The sequence below is a fragment of the Rothia similimucilaginosa genome (assembly GCF_029850985.2).
GTDB lineage: Bacteria > Actinomycetota > Actinomycetes > Actinomycetales > Micrococcaceae > Rothia.
This window is the reverse complement of sequence record NZ_CM138149.1, coordinates 1995337-2014099: the sequence shown is the minus strand read 5'-3', so window position 1 is coordinate 2014099 and position 18763 is coordinate 1995337. Positions and strand designations below refer to the sequence as shown.

At 56.0% G+C, this 18763-nt stretch carries 10 protein-coding genes and 1 riboswitch; of the genes, 6 read left to right on the top strand and 4 right to left on the bottom strand.

The genetic code is table 11. The features are described from left to right. Window positions 1-7: 7 nt before the first annotated feature. From QFX07_RS08235 to QFX07_RS08225, 3 genes are all read right to left on the bottom strand, one after another. Entirely contained in the window at window positions 8-1447 is a 1440-nt protein-coding gene (locus tag QFX07_RS08235; RefSeq protein ID WP_279741561.1) for an MFS transporter, read from the bottom strand. A gap of 583 nt (window positions 1448-2030) precedes the next feature. Continuing rightward, entirely contained in the window at window positions 2031-4358 is a 2328-nt protein-coding gene (gene metE / locus QFX07_RS08230) for a 5-methyltetrahydropteroyltriglutamate--homocysteine S-methyltransferase (RefSeq protein ID WP_279755153.1), read from the bottom strand. Window positions 4359-4520: 162 nt separating this feature from the next. After that, window positions 4521-5426 (bottom strand): methylenetetrahydrofolate reductase, encoded by a 906-nt coding sequence (locus QFX07_RS08225; RefSeq protein WP_279755152.1) that lies wholly within the window; start codon window positions 5424-5426, stop codon window positions 4521-4523. Between the two features lie 117 nt (window positions 5427-5543). Then, window positions 5544-5660: riboswitch (SAM riboswitch) on the bottom strand. Window positions 5661-6187: 527 nt separating this feature from the next. Between QFX07_RS08225 and QFX07_RS08220 the strand changes: the two genes are divergently transcribed. The 6 genes from QFX07_RS08220 to QFX07_RS08195 all read left to right on the top strand — a co-directional run bounded on the left by QFX07_RS08220 (window position 6188) and on the right by QFX07_RS08195 (window position 15061). Beyond that, complete coding sequence (locus tag QFX07_RS08220; RefSeq protein WP_279755151.1) at window positions 6188-7333, top strand: radical SAM protein; 1146 nt, start codon at window positions 6188-6190, stop codon at window positions 7331-7333. A gap of 122 nt (window positions 7334-7455) precedes the next feature. After that, window positions 7456-9147, top strand: a complete 1692-nt coding sequence (locus QFX07_RS08215) for an ABC transporter ATP-binding protein (RefSeq protein ID WP_279755150.1) — start codon at window positions 7456-7458, stop codon at window positions 9145-9147. Between the two features lie 4 nt (window positions 9148-9151). Beyond that, on the top strand, window positions 9152-10894 hold the full coding sequence (locus tag QFX07_RS08210) for an ABC transporter ATP-binding protein (RefSeq protein WP_459741164.1): 1743 nt from the start codon (window positions 9152-9154) through the stop codon (window positions 10892-10894). A 35-nt stretch (window positions 10895-10929) separates the two neighbouring features. Further along, window positions 10930-11931 carry an aldo/keto reductase gene (locus QFX07_RS08205; protein ID WP_279755148.1) on the top strand — a complete coding sequence of 334 codons (1002 nt, stop codon included), beginning with the start codon at window positions 10930-10932 and terminating at the stop codon, window positions 11929-11931. Between the two features lie 225 nt (window positions 11932-12156). Further along, a complete protein-coding gene (locus QFX07_RS08200) occupies window positions 12157-13602 on the top strand; it encodes a sugar porter family MFS transporter (protein WP_279755147.1) in 1446 nt (481 codons plus the stop codon). A 247-nt stretch (window positions 13603-13849) separates the two neighbouring features. Continuing rightward, the gene (locus QFX07_RS08195) at window positions 13850-15061 is read left to right on the top strand and encodes a cytochrome P450 (RefSeq protein ID WP_279755146.1); all 1212 of its coding nucleotides are present in this window, start codon (window positions 13850-13852) and stop codon (window positions 15059-15061) included. A gap of 622 nt (window positions 15062-15683) precedes the next feature. Here the strand turns inward: QFX07_RS08195 and QFX07_RS08190 are convergent. Further along, window positions 15684-18578: a multicopper oxidase domain-containing protein gene (locus QFX07_RS08190; RefSeq protein ID WP_279755145.1), complete on the bottom strand. Its 2895-nt coding sequence runs from the start codon at window positions 18576-18578 to the stop codon at window positions 15684-15686. Window positions 18579-18763: the final 185 nt, after the last annotated feature.

Sequence of the window (18763 nt, the reverse complement as noted above, 5' to 3'; positions counted from 1 at the left end):
CGGGCAATTATGCCCGAGCTGCCAGCTTCTCTGCACGCTCAGCCATCAGACGCTTCTCAGCACCATTAACCAGCCAGAGGAACAAAACCGCCAGACCCGAGCACACAATCATGAAGACGAACGCGGTGCTCCAACCCCAATGGTCAACAATAATGCCGATACCAGCAGAAGCCAGGGTTGCACCCAGCGCGTAACCGAACAGACCGGTGAAGCCCGCAGCGGTACCCGCAACATGCGAGGGGGACAGGTCAATAGCCTGCAGACCAATCAGCATGACCGGGCCGTAAATCAGGCCACCAATCAGAGCCAACGCAACGTAGGCAATCCACAGCGGCGCATCCGAAGAGGGCAACCAGTACAGCAGAATCGCACCGACAGTTGCAATCAGGAAGAGGATACCCGCGGGGGAGCGGCGACCCTTGAACATGCGGTCAGAAACGTAACCGCACAGGACGGTGCCGCCAATACCGGCAAGCTCCAGAATCGAGAAGCCCGCAATACCACCCTCAAGGGATGCGTGGCGCACATCGTGCAGGTACTTCGGCGCCCACACCAGCACGCCGTAACGCAGGGTGTACACGAACACGTTTGCCAGAGCCAGATACACCATGGTCGAGTTGGTCAGTACGTGCTTACGGATGGTGGTCCAAGTGGACTCTGCGCGATCTTCAGCGGTGGACTCAACCTTGTGCGGGTCGTTGCGGTACACGTCAACGGTGGGCAGGCCCTCCGCCTCGGGGTTATCACGAATAAGCAGCCACGCGACGAACGCCAGAACGAAGCTGATAACAGCAGGGAACCAGAAAGCAACTTCCCAGGTCTTGCCGAACATGGAGAAGCCCCACGCAACCAGCAGACCGGACAGCGCACCACCAACGTTGTGGGCGGTGTTCCACCAGGACACCTTCGTACCGCGCTCGCTGGTGGAGAACCAGTTCACGAGCACACGGCCGGAGGGCGGCCAACCCATGCCCTGGAAGATGCCGTTGAAGACCATAATGGTCGCCATGATGGAGGCAATAGCCGCACCGTAGCCCGCTGCACCCGCGCCTTCACCCATGTAACCGGTCATTGCCAGCAGAATGTTTGCAACACCCGAAAGCACCAGACCAATCGGCAAGAACAGACGCGCATTAGAGCGGTCAGAAATCATTGCGGTGAAGAACTTGCTGAAGCCGTAAGCCAGCAGCAGCGCCGTGGACAGTGCACCGATTGCAGCGTTGCTGAAGCCAAGCTCCTTGGTCAGGATCGGGGTGACCAGCGGGACGTTGTTACGAATCAGGTAGAAGGTCGCATAACCGATGAAAATGCCCATGAAGACCTGCAGGCGCATGCGCGGGTACTTTGCAGAAACTTCAGCTTCGCTGAGTTGAGGCTTGGGCGCCGGAATGGCAAGCCAGTGGGGTACGGAACCCTTCTTCTTCTTTGATGAAGCGGTAGTAGTCATGTTTGGCATTCTAGAGGCGGGGTCTTATAAAAATACTAATCTATTGGGCATATTTTCACTGAATTGTTCACGGAGGTGAACAAATATTCAGAGTGACTATTCTATAAATACTGTTCTAGCCTTGAAATTCCAGGGATGTCTAGAAAATGTGTGATGCACATCTGTCTACTGGGCAACAGTGCCGCATATGGCGTAATGAATATAAATACTTTTCCTGTTGAGTAAATGCATATTTTGGTCAGACCACAACTAAATTTAGAGTAATTTATACCCTAAGTTCAAAAAGAAAACCACTTGAACACGACTAAGACCAGCCCACAGCCAACACCACACCAAACCTGCACCCAAAAACCGTACAGAAAACCAGCGCATCCAACAAACGTAGCCAATAAGCACAGGAAAACCCGCCCGTACGGTGCAGAAGAATCCGTGCGGGCGGGCCCGTTATCTATCCCCAAAAGCTCGGCATACAGTCGGTACGCATACCGGCACGAAGCCGAACAGCCGCCACCTGCCGCAAGTCACCGCGAGCAAACCATCATCCGGTCAACCCACGGCAGGCAGCGGAACCAATAGGCGACTCCTAGAGGGATTCGCGAATAGCCTTCGTAGCAGCTACCAGGTGATGCAAAGACTGCTTGGTCTCCTCGTAATCACGAGTCTTCAAACCACAGTCAGGGTTCACCCACAGGTCAGCAATGGTACCGTAACCAATCGCAGCCTTCAGCAGAGACTCAATCTCATCCTGCGAAGGAACACGCGGGGAGTGGATGTCCCACACGCCCGGGCCCAAACCGGAAACGAAGCTCTCCGGAATGTCAGCCAGCAACTCCATGTGCGAACGAGCCGCCTCAATGCTGGTCACGTCAGCATTCAGAGCATTAATCGAGTCGATAATCTCGTTGAACTCCGAGTAGCACAGATGAGTGTGAATCTGAGTGGAATCCTTCACGCCACTGGTCGCCAGACGGAAGGAATTCACCGACCAATCCAGGTACTGCGGCTGCTCATCGCGGCGCAAGGGTAGCAACTCACGCAGAGCCGGCTCATCCACCTGAATGATGCGGATGCCCGCCTGCTCCAGGTCAGCAATCTCATCGGCAAGAGCCAGAGCCACCTGGTTAGCGGTCTCGCGACGCGGCTGGTCGTCACGCACGAAGGACCACGCCAGGATCGTCACCGGGCCGGTGAGCATACCCTTGACCGGCTTCTCAGTCAGCGACTGTGCGTGGGAGCTCCACGGAACGGTGAACGCCTCACCGCGCAGGCCATCACCGTGACGCTTCACGTCACCAAACAGAATCGAGGGACGAGTGCAACGCGAACCATAGGACTGAACCCAGCCGTGGCGGGTGGTTGCGAAACCATCGAAATTCTCAGCGAAGTACTGAACCATGTCGTTACGCTCAGCCTCACCGTGAACCAGCACGTCCAGGTCCAGATCCTCCTGCAGTGCGATGACCGAAGCAATCTCGTCACGCAGGAAGCCGTTCAGCTCCTCAGCGGAAATCTTGCCCGCACGAGCCTCCGCACGGTGGCGGCGAATCTCAGCGGTCTGCGGGAAAGAACCAATAGTGGTGGTCGGCAGCTTCGGCAGGTTCAAATCAGCCTGGGCCGCACGGCGAACATCAATGGTCGGGCGGTCAAAGTCCTCAGCAACCACAGCGGTGGCACGGGCACGAATCTCGTCGTTGTGCTTGCGCGGGTCAGCGGCGAAGCGAGCCAGTGCCTCATCAGCAGCTTTCAACTCCGGCTCAACAACAGCCTCACCCCCAGCCAGGCCACGAGCCAGCAGAGCAATCTCAGCGACCTTCTGATCAGCGAATGACAGGCCGTCCACCGGAACTTCGGCCGGGTCTTCCAGAGCCAGGTCGTGCGGCACATGCTGCAGGGAAGTCGAAGAAGCCACAGACACGCCGCCCTCGGATGCTCCCGGCAGATCCTCCAGAGTCTTCAGAGCCGCACGAACATCGGCACGCCACACGTTGCGGCCGTTCACAATACCGGCAACCAGGTGCACACCAGCGGCAGAAACAGACTCCAGCTCAGCCTTCGAGTACACGCCGTGCACCAGGTCAAGGTGCAATGCCTCAACACCGGTGCTCAGCAGTGCCGGCAGGTTCTCACGCAGGGAACCGTAAGGGCTGGTCACCAGAATCTGCGGGCGCTTCTCGCCAGCAGCCAGGGTGCGGTAGGTGTGCTCGGCCAGTTCAGCAACCTTCGCGTTGTCAGCACGGTCCACGGTCAGGCCCGGCTCATCCAGCTGGACCCATTCAACACCGCGCTCAGCCAGCTGCTCCAGCACCTGAGCATACGCGGCAACAAACTCATCCAGACGGTCAACGGGGGAGAAGTCCTCAGCGGAACCCTGCTCAGCCTTAGCGCCCAGTAGCAGGGTCAGCGGGCCAACAATCTGCGGGCGAACCTTCACGCCAGCCTGCTTTGCCACCTTAAGCTGCTCGTCAATAGCCTCAAGGTTCAGCTTAATCTCGGTGGACGCACCAATCTCGGGTACCAGGTAGTGGTAGTTGGTATCGAACCACTTAGTCATCTCCAGCGGAGGTAGGGTCTCGGTACCGCGCGCCAGTGCGAAGTAGCCGGGCAGATCCAGCAGGCCGCGGCCGTCCTTAGCCTCAGCCAGACGCTCGGGAACCAGGGTGAACAGGCGAACCACATCAAGCACCTGGTCGTAGTAGGAGAAGGCCGCCGGAATCGAGTAGTTATCAGCCTTCAGACCCGCAGCGGTTACGCGCTCGAAGTAGGTGCGCTGTACGTCAGCAGCGGTGTCCTGCAGCTCCTGCAGGGTTGCCTTGCCCTTCCAGAAAGCCTCCTGAGCCTTCTTCAGTTCGCGGAAGCGGCCCACGCGGGGGTAGCCAACAATGGTTGCGGCGGGGAATGCGGTGTTCGACATAATAGTTATTCCTTTACTGGGGATAGATAGGGGAGTCAGTTCCGGTGTTTTACCACCCGACTATGGGCGGTAAAACGGAGAACTCAACAACTCCCGGAATATTTGTGGGGGAGAAAGTGGAAACGCATCCGACAAGGAGCGTTATGGGTTAAAGCGGGGTTTTTAGGCGTATTCCAGTTCGCTCAGCGACTGAGAGAATCGGTTACTGTACCGCGGCAAATCCAGCTGGTCCAGAACGTCCAGCACCGCGGCATGCTCGTTGAAGGTGAAGAAGTGCAGACCCGGTGCGCCCGCGTCCATCACGGTGCGGCACTGGTTCAGCGCGTACTCAACACCGATGCGGTGCATCTCAGCGCTACTGGTTGCCGTCTCTAGGGCGTAGGCGAGGTCCGCCGGGACTTCCATGCCCGCCATCTGACAGAGGTTCTGTAGGCGCTTCAGGGAGGTTACCGGCATGATGCCCGGAATAATCGGAATATCCACGCCTGCCAGGTGCGCCGAATCGACCAGGGCGCTGTAGCGCTCATCCTCAAAGAACACCTGAGTGATTGCGAAGTCCGCGCCGGCACGCTGCTTGGACAGTAGAATCTCAATATCCTGCAGCAGGGATGCGGACTCGGGGTGCTTCTGCGGGTATGCCGCCACACCAATTGACACCTTGCCAGCCGCCAGGTGGGCGAAATCTTCACGCTCAACGCGGCGAATGAGCTCCACCAGGTAGCGGGCGAAAGGAAGTTCAGAAACCTGACCTTTCTGAATATCACCGCGAAGAGCCAGGAAACCGCGCACACCCAGACCCAGAATCAGGCGGACTGCACGCTCCAGCTCGTGTACCGAATGGCCTGCGCAAATTAGGTGAGCCAGCGGGGTGAGGGAGGTTTCATGCACCAGGTGGTCGAGTAGTGCGAGGGTCTTCTGGCGGCGCTTCGCGTCACCGGCGTAGGTGACCGATACGTAGTCGGGGTTGGTGCCCTCAAGCTCGGCAATGGTGTGGAGTAGCGACTCGCAGCTTGCGTGTGAGCGGGGTGGGAATAGCTCAAAAGAAAGAGCCGGGTGAACTGTCGTCATAACCTTCCTTCGTGTTCACCCGATAGATACGCACCGGGAGGGTGCGTGAATTCTTCTGCAGGATGCGCTGTACCGGTTTGTGGGTACGGCTCATCGTGGGGTGCCGAAGGGTATTCTTCTCTATCGGTTCTGGCGGGAGCACCTTGTCCGTACCCTGCACCGTGACGGTGGGGGATACTGGCGAGGTTGCTGCGACGTCGATGAGCCAGATCTCTCGGTCGCTCTTGATAGATAACGCTTTCACTCTACCCACCGCCTCCGAGGGTGTGCAAGAGATGCGGCGGTTGATGTCCTAATATTTCTGGACATGACATTGGGGCGAAATATGAACTTAAGAACTTAATATGACCAACTGTGACGAAGGGAGGGGCTGGGAGGTGTTGCTGGTCGAGGCGTCAGCTGGCTCTTGGGTGCCCGGCACTGTCGCAGATATGTCTGCTTAATATTCTTGGATATGTACAAATATGTGTGTTTTATATTTCATTGAAGAGTAGAGTTAGTTAGTGAAGTACAGCCGTACTTCATTAACTGCTCATCGAGGAGTTCTCATGGTTAAGTTCATGTGCAATCTGTTCGGTATTGAAATTGTTCCGGCGGGCGGCGGTCGTTGCGCTGATCATTGCGGTGGTCGTATGCCGATTCCGGGACAGAAGCCGCTGTAGAAAGTGAAGTATCCCTGCTTCCACCTGCTGTAGCGTGTGCTTACTCTAATGGGTGGAGGCAGGGCTACGCTTCTGAAAGATACAAAGGAGTTGTCGGTCATGGGTGAAGTGTGGGCTAAAAGAGGAAATAGGATTTCCCTTGTGGAGCATAAGGGTAATTATTTTATTGTGCCTCGTTTGTTAGTTACTGCTAATGGTGGGACGTGTTTGCGCCCATGGGTGCTGGATAGATTATTATCTATGAGCCAGCTAAAAAAAGATTCTGATGATGCGCTTTCGATAACGTATCATCCAGGTTTTGCCTGTAATTTGACTTGCTCATATTGCTATCAGGTAGATTCTAGTGGACTCCGTCCCCAAAATAAACGAGATAAGGCAATTACCACAGAACAGATGGCTAGATTTCTTGCTGGGTATGCCAGGGATATGGGAAAGTCTGAATTTTCTGTGACTTACTTGGGTGGTGAGCCTCTTTTGTATATAAAAGATATTCTTGATTTTCACCGATGCCTTACCAAGTTTATGCCGGTTAATGGAAGTTTTCTGGTAACTAATGGTGTGCTAATCAATGAAGAAAATATAAAGTATTTGAAAATTATAGATTGTTATACCACTCAGATTACAATAGATGGAGCTGAAGATGTGCATAATATGTACAGAAAAACTAAGTCGGGATGGGGGAGTTATCGGAAGATTATTGATTCAATTCTCCTACTCTTACAAGAAGGATTTTATGTAAGTATTAGGGTTAATGTAACTAGTGTGAGCATTAATTCTATAGAGAGTCTTCTCGATGACCTGTATATAAATCTTGGTCATCCTAATAACATGTCGATTTATTTCGCACTTATTGACAATACAAATATGTATCATGATTCTATTAAGGAGTCGAATGAATATATTGATAAATATGTTAATGCGTATAGGGTTGCAGTGAAGAAAGGTTTCAAAATATCTCGCCCTGGGCATAGTGGCTATTGTTCAACATGTCGAACCCCAAGGTCTGAATTAGGGTACCAGCCAGAAGGGGTAGTCTTGACATCCTCTGGAAAATTGTATAGTTGCTGGGACAGTGCCGGCCAGCAATCGATGGAGGTTGGAAATGTTATTGATGGATATAATCCTGCAGCTTATGAAAAGTCATGGGTTCAGTGTGGCTACTTGGATTGTAATAAGTTGTCACAACGGGAAGCCATCAATTCAGTTATTTTGATGCTTAAAGATGAGTTCAATATGATTTTGTGAGCGTGGTGAGAATGAAAAATCTATTTTCTTCTATACTCTGGTCTTTCCGCCTAGCCTGGAAAACCTGTCCTGGGACCCTAGTGAGCGCCGCCCTATCACTAGCCGTTATAGCCTGCATTCCCTTGAGTCAGTCCCTGCTGATCGGTAATACAGTATCAGCCTTGAGTGGTTCAAATGGTGGCGCGGCCTGGATTTATATCGTTGCTCTTGCCCTTGTTGCTGGAATTAATATCATTGCTCAACGCTGGGTCATAAGTAACATGCGCATCCTCAAGTCAAAGATGAACTATCGGGTTCACTGCATGTTAAATAACAAGTTATCTACATTTCCGTTATCTGATATAAGTAGCACAAAATCACAGGAAGATATACGTGCTGCTAGAGAGGCAATATCAAAACAGGAATTGCAGGTTCACACCATGTCAGTTATGGCACTGGTGAGTGCCTTCGCAATGGTGTTACTTCTCTGTCTCAATATTGCGAACGTCAGCATTGTGGCAGCAATTTTTGCGGCACTGTGTTCACTACCCCTATCTATTGCAATGGTAATCCTCGCTAAACGTGATTACGCTATATACACCCTAATGTACGAGGACTATCGGGTAGAGAACTACTATCTAGACAATCTGATGGCTCAAAGTCGCGCCCAAGAACTTCACCTCATGAGAGCCTCCCGATTTTTCTCGCAACGCGTAGCGTCCTGGCGACGCCGGGCAGCCGGTAGGGAATTGAGCCTTGAAAGTGTTAGAGGAATCATCTCCATAGTTGCAGGGCTACTCTGCTCTGTCTTACTCTTTGCGTCCCTGTACTTCCTTGTGGATTCAGGAGCCGATATATCGTATGTGGCCGGATCGCTGATTGGAATCATCGCCTGTGTTAACGCGACCCAAGAGGTGGGATATTCATTCGGCCAGATTATTAATGGAGCATTATCTGTTCAGCAATTCCGAAGGGTATGCGACTCTGATACTTACGACCATGCTTCTGAGATAAAAACTTCTAACTCTAACCGTGAAAATATTTCAAAAATTATATGCAAAGATGTATCCGTTCAGTATGAGGGCGCGTCGTCTTTTGCGCTTAAAGATATTAATCTTGAGCTGATGAATAATCAAATGATTGCAGTAGTTGGTACCTCGGGCGCGGGAAAAACAACGCTAATAAATGCAATTCTTGGAATTACACCAATTGCCCAGGGGAGCATAACGTATAAGGGTGCTTCTTCTGAGAGTAAATACAACATGTTGGCAAATGTTGGTTTGGTGAGTCAAGACTACGGCCGTTATGAACTGACTGTGCGTGAAAATCTTCTTCTGGGTTTGCCGCAGGAGGCGGTTGAGCGTCTTGGTGATGCTGATTTGTGGTCGGCTTTGTCGGTGGCTTGTGCTGATGATTTTGTGCGTGGTCTTGAGGGTGGTTTGGATGCTCAGTTGGGTGAGTCGTTTGGTGGTGTTGGTCTTTCGGGTGGTCAGTGGCAGCGTTTGGCGTTGGCGCGTGTGGTTCTTCGGGATGCGCCGGTGTGGGTGTTGGATGAGCCGACCAGTGCTGTGGATGCTGAGACTGAGGAGGAGATTTTTGCTCGGTTGAAGGTGGCTGCTGTTGGGCGTTTGGTGGTGTTGGTGTCTCATCGTGCGTGGACGTTGCGTGGTGTTGATTCTGTGGTGGTGTTGGATGGTGGGTGTGTGGTGGAGCAAGGAACCTACCGGGAGCTACTGAAGGCAGAGGGAAAGTTTATGGAAATTTTCAAAAATCAGATCTCTGAAGATTCTGCAGGGCGCAAAACTTCCGCTGAAAGGGACTATAAAGATGCGTAAGATTATGGCTAATACTGTTTGGTCCGTGGTTTATGCTTTCAAAAATCACCCCGTATGGACCGTTTCCTATCTAGTGTCTGTTGTGTGCCTATCACTATTCCCTGCTCTGCAGATGGAGGCTGTCACTAGACTTGTTGAGCATTTGGGCCAGAGCCAGGATGAAGTGCTCCCGCTAGCGCTGGGGGTTAGTTTTGTGCTGGCAGGATACATTGCCCTGGGACAAGCATCAGACTCTCTGCGTATGATTCTAAATTCTCGAATGTCAAGTACGGGTATTCAGAACGTATCTTCTCGTCTGGCGACTTGTTCCTCTCAGGAAATCGCGAGCGGTGATTATGCTCGCTCATCAAGGGCAGCTCATGAAGCTGTGACAGGGGGGAGCCTGGGGGCTCAAGTTTCCACTATGGGTGCTCTGATATTCATCATTTTTTCGACGGGAGCCCTTAGTTATTCCGTAGGAAAGATCAATGTATATGCTTCACTCTGCATGCTTGCAGGCATGATTCCTGTTGCCTTTATGTCACATCTCTATTCGAGTAAGAATGCTGAGGCAATGGAAAAAATATATTCATATAGCTACAACGCGTGGCATAGCACTAACCAGATTGCACAAATAACTACTGCTCGTGAGCTTGCAATTCTTAATGCTCGGTCGTTCTTTGCGCATCGTGCTAATCAAGAACGGAAAAAATCCGGTGAGGAGGAAATTGGCCTAGCTCGTTACATCCTCAGAATATATACAATTGTTGGTTTTATAAGCGCTGCATTGCTAGCTTTAGCCCTTATTTTTCTAGCGGCCTCGGTGCCGGCTCCCGGTGCTCTTGCTGGAGCTGTTATAGGTATTACCTCGGCTATAGTCTCGCTTGGCTCGATGGGAAGCGACCTTAGCTCGATGGCAGCGGGGTCAAACGCAATTGATATATATCGCAAGTTTATTTCTAGCGCACAGCCCAAGCAGAAAAATCCGATTGCCGATATCTACCCTGAAATCTGCAGCGTTTCCATTAGGAATCTTGCTATCCAGTATCCAAAAGCTGATTCTTTAGCTCTTAAAAACATCAATCTCACTTTCGGTCCCGGGCAGATCATTGGTATTGTCGGGCCCAGCGGATCAGGAAAGACAACCCTAGTAAATGCACTCATGGGTATGCTTAAGCCCTCCAAAGGAGACATCCTAATCGGAGATAAGTCGGTACAGGACATATCACCTGATGATTTATTGGCAAATGTTGGTTTGGTGAGTCAAGACTACGGCCGTTATGAACTGACTGTGCGTGAAAATCTTCTTCTGGGTTTGCCGCAGGAGGCGGTTGAGCGTCTTGGTGATGCTGATTTGTGGTCGGCTTTGTCGGTGGCTTGTGCTGATGATTTTGTGCGTGGTCTTGAGGGTGGTTTGGATGCTCAGTTGGGTGAGTCGTTTGGTGGTGTTGGTCTTTCGGGTGGTCAGTGGCAGCGTTTGGCGTTGGCGCGTGTGGTTCTTCGGGATGCGCCGGTGTGGGTGTTGGATGAGCCGACCAGTGCTGTGGATGCTGAGACTGAGGAGGAGATTTTTGCTCGGTTGAAGGTGGCTGCTGTTGGGCGTTTGGTGGTGTTGGTGTCTCATCGTGCGTGGACGTTGCGTGGTGTTGATTCTGTGGTGGTGTTGGATGGTGGGTGTGTGGTGGAGCAAGGAACCTACCGGGACCTAACGACCGACCCTACATCACGCTTCAGGAAGCTCTTCGCCTCCCAACTGGAGGGGAAATAACCTCGCAACATGCCCACACAACGTAGAGTTAAAGCATGGAACGCATTGAATCTCCCGTCTACCGCAGGCTCGGCAAGTCTGGCCTCGTCGTACCCAGCGTCGGTATCGGCTGCAACAATCTCGGCCGCCCCGGCACCCCCACCCGCACCCAAGAAGGCACCAACGAAGTCATCGCCGCCGCAGTCGATGCCGGCATCAGCTTCTTCGACATCGCCGACCTCTACGGCGCCGAACCCGGCCTCTCAGAAACCATGTTCGGCACCGCCCTCACCCAGCTCGGCCTCGACCGCGACGAACTGACCATCGTCACCAAATTCGGTTTGCCCGTCGGCGACCTCAACGGCAACGACCGCAATGCCCGCGGATCGCGCCGCTACATCATGCGCGCCGTCGAAGGGTCCCTCCGCCGCCTCGGCACCGACTACATCGACCTGTACTTCTACCACAGCCCCGACCCTAACACCCCCATCGAAGAAACCCTCAGCGCCCTCGACCAGCTCGTACGCGACGGCAAGGTCCGCTACCTGGGCCACTCCAACTTCTCCGGCTGGCAGCTCGCCCACGCCGAACACTGCGCCCACGAACTCGGCACCGAACGGTTCATCGTCGCAGAAAACCACTACAACCTGCTCGACCGCCGCGCAGAACTAGAAATCCTGCCCGCCGCACAACACTTCGGCATGGGTGTGCTGCCGTACTTCCCGCTCGCTAACGGCCTGCTGACCGGCAAGTACCGCCGCGACAACATTCCCGCCGGTTCGCGCCTGTCCCACTCCAAGAAGAACGTGCTCGACACCGCCAACTGGGACCAGCTCGAAGCCTTCCACACCTTCTGCACCGAGCGCGGCATCACCGAGGTGCAGGCGGCATTCTCCTGGCTCGCACAGCAGTCGCCGGTCACCTCCGTCATTGCCGGTGCGACCAGCGCTGAACAGGTACGCGCCAATGCACAGGCGACCTGCCTGCGCTTCGACACTGAGGACCTCGCCGCCCTGGACGCCATCTTCCCGGCACCGGAGAAGATTGCGCTGTTCTAAACACGGGCTCCCTCTTAACAGGGCACTCAGACGGTCGCACGTGTTGGCCGTAAAATATGCTGAAAACTGTCCGCGGCGAGAAATAAATATCACCCGCCGAGCGTTTTCGCTAGGATTAGGTGAGGTGTGTCTAATCTGACGCACCTCACCTTATCTATGTATCCACCCCTGCCGCCTGGAACCAATCCGGCGCAGCCACCCGCCACCGGCACATCAAAGGACACCATGAGCGCACAGCGCACCGCCTCCACCCTGCCCCCTCTGGGCACTGGGAAGCACCGCCGATACCTCGGCATCATTGCACTCATCGCCACCTTCGGCGGTCTGCTCTTCGGCTATGACACCGGAGTGATCAACGGCGCGCTCGAACCCATGAGCCGCGAACTCGGCATGGATTCCACCGCCCAAGGCTGGGTCACCGGATCGCTCGCCTTTGCCGCCGCTATTGGCGCGCTCACCTGCGGTCGTATCTCCGACCGGTACGGCCGCCGAACCACCATCATTGGGCTGTCCACCATCTTCTTCATTGGTGCTCTAACCTGCGTCTTCGCACCCAACGTTGCCGTGCTTATCACCGGACGAACCCTGCTCGGCCTGGCGGTCGGTGGCGCCTCCGCCGTGGTGCCCGTATTCCTCGCGGAGCTCGCACCCTACGAAATTCGTGGCTCCCTCTCCGGCCGTAACGAGCTCATGGTTGTGGGTGGTCAGCTTGCCGCGTTCATCGTGAATGCCCTCATTGGCAACCTATGGGGTGAGCACGACGGTGTGTGGCGCTGGATGTTCGCCATCTGCACCCTGCCCGCCATAGGCCTGTTCGTCGGCATGCTGCGTGTGCCCGAATCGCCGCGCTGGCTGTTGCGCGTCGGCAAGCGTGAACAGGCGCTGGAGGTTATGAAGCGCATCCGCTCCACCGAGCGTGCCGAAGCTGAAATCGCCGACATTGAGCGCACCCTGCAGGCGGAGGCGGCAACCTCCCAGAACGATGCGGCGGGTAAGGAAAGCGTGGGCGTGCGCGGCTGGTTCATGCGCATCCTGCTCGTCGGTATTCTCGTCGGCGCGGGCCAGCAGCTGACCGGCATCAACTCGATCATGTACTACGGCATCAAGGTGCTCAAGGAAGCCGGTTTCAGCGAATCCGCGGCGCTCATCGCGAATATTGCGCCGGGTACGATTGCGGTGCTCGGCTCCATCATGTCGCTGCGCCTGATGGAGCGCGTACGGCGCCGAGTCATGGTCATGACTGGTTATGTGTCGACCGCGTTTTTCCACGTGCTGATTGCGGGCGCATCCATACTGCTGCCCGCCGATAACGCGGCGCGCCCCTGGATTCTGCTGGTGCTCATCGTCTGCTTTGTGGGTGCGATGCAGACCTGCCTGAACGTGTCGACGTGGGTGATTATGAGTGAACTGTTCCCGCTGCATGTGCGTGCGGCGGGTATGGGCATTTCGGCGTTTAGCGGCTGGATGATGAACGGTGTGCTGTCGTTGGCGTTCCCTGTGATTCTGGGTGCGGTCGGTCTGACCGGCTCCTTCATTGGCTTTGCCGTGGTGAACGTGGTCATTGCGCTGCTGATGTTCCGCAACCTGCCAGAGACTCGCGGCGTGAGCCTGGAGCAGGTGGAGCGTGGCGTGATGGACGGTAGCATCTACCCCTTCGCACGCGGGCGCTAGACCCGGGGGTAGAAACGCATGAGGCGGGCGGTCCCTGACCCGGCCCTCGCCTTACCCGAAGTCGTTCGTTGAATGAGAAAACAAGGAACGCCTATCCTGCGCAACCAGCCCTTAAGTGATACGGTCAAAGAACTAACAACTAATAATGGCTACACATGCTCGAATGCACGCCCGACCCTGCCCTATGTGCATCGCCCGGACCCCTGCATCCAGCACACCACAACTCTATTACGAATACGGGTGAACAATGACTGAGAACGTACACAACGACTGGGACCTCCGAAGCGAAGAAGTGCAGAAAGACCAGGTAGCTGCCTACGACGCAATGCGCCGCCGCTGCCCCGTCGCCCACGATGAATTCATGGGCTACTCCGTCTTCAAAAATGCCGACGTACAGCACGTACTTGATCACCCCGAAATCTACTCCAATGTCGTCTCCACCCGCCACATCGCCGTCCCCAACGGCATGGACGCACCCGAACACACCACCTTCCGCACCGTCAACGACAAGTACTTCACCCCCGAACGCCTCGAAAAGTTCGCACCTGTCATCCGTGACGCCGTGAAGACTCTCATCGCAGAACTGCCCCGAGGCGAAGAAGTAGACGTCATGCAGGGCTTCGGCCAGGCCTACGCAATGCGCGTGCAGAACGCCTTCATGGGCTGGCCCGCATGCCTCGAGCAGCCCCTCACCGAATGGATCGAAAAGAACCGTGTCGCCACCCTTCGCCGCGACCGCGAAGAAATCGCTAAGGTTGCCCTCGAATTCGACGGTTACATCCGCCAGCTGCTCGATGAGCGCCGCGAAGATGCCGTAGCAGGTAACCCCAAGGACGTCACCGCCGAACTGCTCACCGACACCGTACAGCTGCCCGGCGAAGAGCCCCGCACCATGACTGACGAAGAAATCGTCAGCCTCATCCGTAACTGGACCGTGGGTGAGCTGTCCACCGTCTCCGCAACCGTGGGCGTATTCGTGAACTTCCTGGCACGCAACCGTGCCGAGCAGGACCGTCTGCGCGCATCCCTCTCCGACGGCAACGCCATCGATGACCGTAGCGAAATCGCTCTCGCCGTTGAAGAAATCATGCGACTTGAAGACACCCTCGTCACCAACCGCCGCATCACCACCCAGGACACTGAACTTGGCGGCCGCACCCTGCCCGCCGGTTCCCGCGTGACCATCAACTGGGCAAGCGCCAACCGTGACGAGGACGCCTTCGAAGATGCCCTCACCTATAACCCGCACCGCGACCAGTCCCGCAACCTTGTGTACGGTGATGGCATCCACGTCTGCCCCGGTGCCCCCCTGGCACGCCTGGAGCTGCGCATCCTGCTCGAGGAGCTACTGTGCGGCACCGAGTCCATCGACATCGCGGACGAGAGCGAGAAGCCCGCAACTGTGAATGCTGTGTACCCGGTTTCCGGCTACTCGGTCGTGCGCGCCATCTTTAACTAAGCACGCTCCAGTCGTACAAAGCGCGAGGCGCCGAACCCTGAGAATGGGGGTCGGCGCCTCGCGCTGTTAAGAGTAAATATAAAAGTGAATAGTAGGAGAATGGCGGCTGATGTCAGCCGCTTACTATAGACAAAAGGGAATATTCTCTATCGGCTATATAGAGTAGTGGGTTATTCAAAAAAATGAATTTAGTGGCCGGAACTCATCACAGAAGGCTTGACTGAAGAACCCGGACCCAGGTTATAACTGGCGAGAAAGCGAAGCAGGAAAGCTTTACGCTGCCGAGAAGAAGCCTGTTCGTCCGCCAAAACGGAAATGTGGTTGGAAGCGCTCGTAACATTATGCTCGGAAGGGGCGCCCGAAGTGCAATCTGCCATTCCTATAGACTAGCGCACCATGCCCGCTCCTAGCTAAGAGAAGTCCACCCATGAGGCTAAAAGCATAGTTCGCCGATGCGCGTGCAGGCTCCTGCCGGGTTGTTTACCGGGGTGTGTGCCGGCGCTCTGTTCGGGCATAGAAAGACCCCGCTCGGCGTATCCATTCACAGGATGCACCGGGGCGGGGTCAACCTCTTACGGGGCGCTAGAAGCGCATAGCGTGAGGGTTTAGCGGGTAGCCACTACTAGCGGTCGGTCACCACAATCTTGCCGGCGGCACCGCGTTCCATCTCCGAGAAGGAGTGGTTCACAAACGTGTACGTGCCAGACTCCAAGAACTGCATCTCCACGAAGCCACCCTGAGCGGGCGCCAAACCCAGTGCTTGGCTGTGACCGTCACGGCTACCGAACGCATCCACACCGCGGCGCATCAGGTAGCCGCCCTCCTTGTAAACCGTGTCGAACTGCGAACCGACCACGTGGAAGCTCGTGCCCAGGTTCGGGCCTGCAACCATCACCCAAATACGGATACGCTCACCCTTCTTCACCTGCAGCGGCTTCGCCTTGTACTGGGTTGCGTGACCGTTGAACATGGTCAGCGTGGGGGTGCCCGCCGCAATCAGCTCCGGCGAGTTCTCCGCCAGCTTATTGCCGTCGGAGGCGGTCTTTCCGGTGTCGTGCAGGTACGCCTCACCCTGAACCATCACATACTCGTGATCGACCGGGTCAAGGTCCGCCGGGTCAATAATGACCGCACCGTACATGCCCTGGGTCATGTGCAGGCTCAGCGGGGCGGTACCGCAGTGGTATAGCCAGATGCCGGCGCCCTTCGCCTCAAAACGGTAGACGAGACGCTCACCGGGGGCGATGGTCTTCATCGTGTTATCGGGGGAGACCATGCCCGCGTGGAAGTCCAGCGAGTGGCCCATCGTGCCGTTATTGATGAGTGTAATTTCAAAAATGTCGCCGACCTTGCCGCGCAGAATCGGTGCCATGTTCTGCCCGTTGAACGTCCACATGTGAACGGTCACGCCGGGCGCCACCTCGCGGTCGACTTCCTCAACTTCCAGGGTGACCTTGCGGACGGTCTTGCCGTTCACCCGCTCGGCGGTGTTCGGTGCCGGGATGTTTGGGTTGCGGTACTTGTAGCCGCTGCCGGGTGCTGCGGACATGTCAATCTTGCTGTTCGCAACGGTCATGAGGGTCGGAGTGCTACCCGACGCGGCATGGTTGTGGCCGCCCGCAGAACCGTGGTTGTGGCCATTCTGTGCCACCTGGTTTGCGGAGGCACCGGTCGCCTTCACCTTGAACACCATGCCCAGGGAGCGGTGACCCGCCACGGAGCAGTAGCCTTCCTGGTCGGCGGTAATGATGCCGGCATCAACGGTTTTCGTCTCGCCAGGGTTGATAACGCCGGTGGTCGCGCCGTTATCGAAAGTTAGGTCGTGGGTCATGCCCTCATCGTCGTTGGTGACTTCAACGACCAGACGGTTACCGGCGGGTACTTCGACCTCGGCGGGGGTGAAACGGTAGTTGCTGGTCGCCTTCACCTGCACGGTGGTGGTCTGACCGGTTGCAGCCACAGATCCCGACGAAGAAACCGACGGCAGGTTCAACGCGGACGGGTTCATCGCAAAGCCCAGCAGGAACGCCATAGCAACCGCGAGTGCCGCCTGGAAGCTCTGCTTGGCGTGCGGGACGGGCTCCGGGGTGAGCGCCTCCTGATTGAAGACGGGCTTCTCGCCGCGGGCGCGTGCTGCCATCATTTCCTTGCGGGTATTCACGGAAGCCTTCACGCCGCGCACCATCAGCGGGATAAAGGCGATAAGTGCTAGGGCACCCACGATGGCGACCGCCATCTTAATGGACTGGCCCACCATGGAGCTGGGCATCATGAAGATCAGCAGCGCCAGATTCACGGCGGTAACGCGACCGGCAGCAAAACGGCTGAACTCCTTATTGGAGGCGCGCACCACCGCCGGGCCGCCACCCATCAGCTGAGGCAGCAGGTAGCTCATCGCACCCAGCAGCACCTGCAGTAGAAAGCCCACCACGAAGATGGGGGTGACCGCACGAATATCCATGACGGCGAACGGGGTGGTTGCCACCATGTAGGCGGTGGCCGCCACGCCAATAATCAGCCAGAGGAAGCCCATGCCGACGCCCATCGGCGGGTACTCGGTTGGGCGCTTGGTGCGCAGGGTACGTACCATCACCCAGGCAACAATAAGCAGACCGACCAGGTAGACGACCAGGCCCGCGGCAGCGAGCGGGCGCATCCCGAATATTGATCCGACAAGTGACAACGCCAAGCCGCCGCACATCAGGTACAGGGCGCGCAGGCTGTAAGTGAGCGCCTTATCAACCATCTTCGTGCGCAACATAGTCGGCCAGAACGTCACCAGCGTACCCACCACGGTAATACCGACGAAGCCGAGCACGTTCACGACCTCGTGCGCGAGCAGGAACTGGGCGTGCAGGGTGCCCTTCAGGTTCGGGTATGCAATCATCGCGCCAAACGTCGCACCGAGGGGCAGCATGAGCGCCGCCGCAATGTAGAAGCGAATCGTCACACCGAACCGCGAAGGCAGAGCCTGGCGCATCTGCTTCAGCAGGTACAGGGCATGCCACGTGACCATGGCGCCCACAATGAGTGCACCAACCACGGTGGCGGCGTAGAGTCCGGGCACGCTCAGCTGACCGATCATGCCGACCATGAGCACGAGAATACCGGCGTTCAGGATGAAGATGCGGCGCACCTGGGTGCCGCGCGCTTCATCGGGGATTTTGATCTTCATGAGCGCTTCGGTGAAGTGCTGCGACCAGATCAGGATCGAGTTCGTAATCAGGCCGAGGGTGACAATGTGCACCAGCAGCCAGCCGCTATTCGGGATAAGCTTATGCACCAGAAGCGCACCGATAAGGGTGAACATCCAGTAAGAGACGGGTTTGGAGGCGCGACGATGCCACGTACCGCGACCGGATGCACGGCGTGCAATCTCTTCGGGGGTGAGGTTCCCGCCGGGTACATCAGCCGGACGCGCGCCAATGCTCAGGCCGGAGGAGCCGCCTCCGGAGACGCTTGCGGGTTTGCCGCTCGTGTTCTCACCTTCGGGTGGGGTGCCGAGATGTTCACTCACGTGATCACTGCTTTCACTGCTGGTTGTTCGTGGACGTCGGTGTGCGGGTCGGCACCCGGTACCCCTGCATTGGGGCGGGTGCCAATAAGCCCATTATATTGCCCGGGTAGTACCAATTTTGAAGACATGACGTGCATATGAAGGCGGCTCATACCGTGATAGTTGTGCTTGTGCGCTCAACTGAT

Excerpts from the sequence above, each read along its gene's own strand:
- QFX07_RS08205 (WP_279755148.1), top strand. The coding sequence starts at position 10,930 with ATGGAACGCATTGAATCTCCCGTCTACCGCAGGCTCGGCAAGTCTGGC.
- QFX07_RS08200 (WP_279755147.1), top strand. The coding sequence starts at position 12,157 with ATGAGCGCACAGCGCACCGCCTCCACCCTGCCCCCTCTGGGCACTGGG.
- QFX07_RS08210 (WP_459741164.1), top strand. The coding sequence starts at position 9,152 with ATGGCTAATACTGTTTGGTCCGTGGTTTATGCTTTCAAAAATCACCCC.
- metE (WP_279755153.1), bottom strand. The coding sequence starts at position 4,358 with ATGTCGAACACCGCATTCCCCGCCGCAACCATTGTTGGCTACCCCCGC.
- QFX07_RS08225 (WP_279755152.1), bottom strand. The coding sequence starts at position 5,426 with ATGACGACAGTTCACCCGGCTCTTTCTTTTGAGCTATTCCCACCCCGC.
- QFX07_RS08195 (WP_279755146.1), top strand. The coding sequence starts at position 13,850 with ATGACTGAGAACGTACACAACGACTGGGACCTCCGAAGCGAAGAAGTG.
- QFX07_RS08235 (WP_279741561.1), bottom strand. The coding sequence starts at position 1,447 with ATGACTACTACCGCTTCATCAAAGAAGAAGAAGGGTTCCGTACCCCAC.
- QFX07_RS08220 (WP_279755151.1), top strand. The coding sequence starts at position 6,188 with ATGGGTGAAGTGTGGGCTAAAAGAGGAAATAGGATTTCCCTTGTGGAG.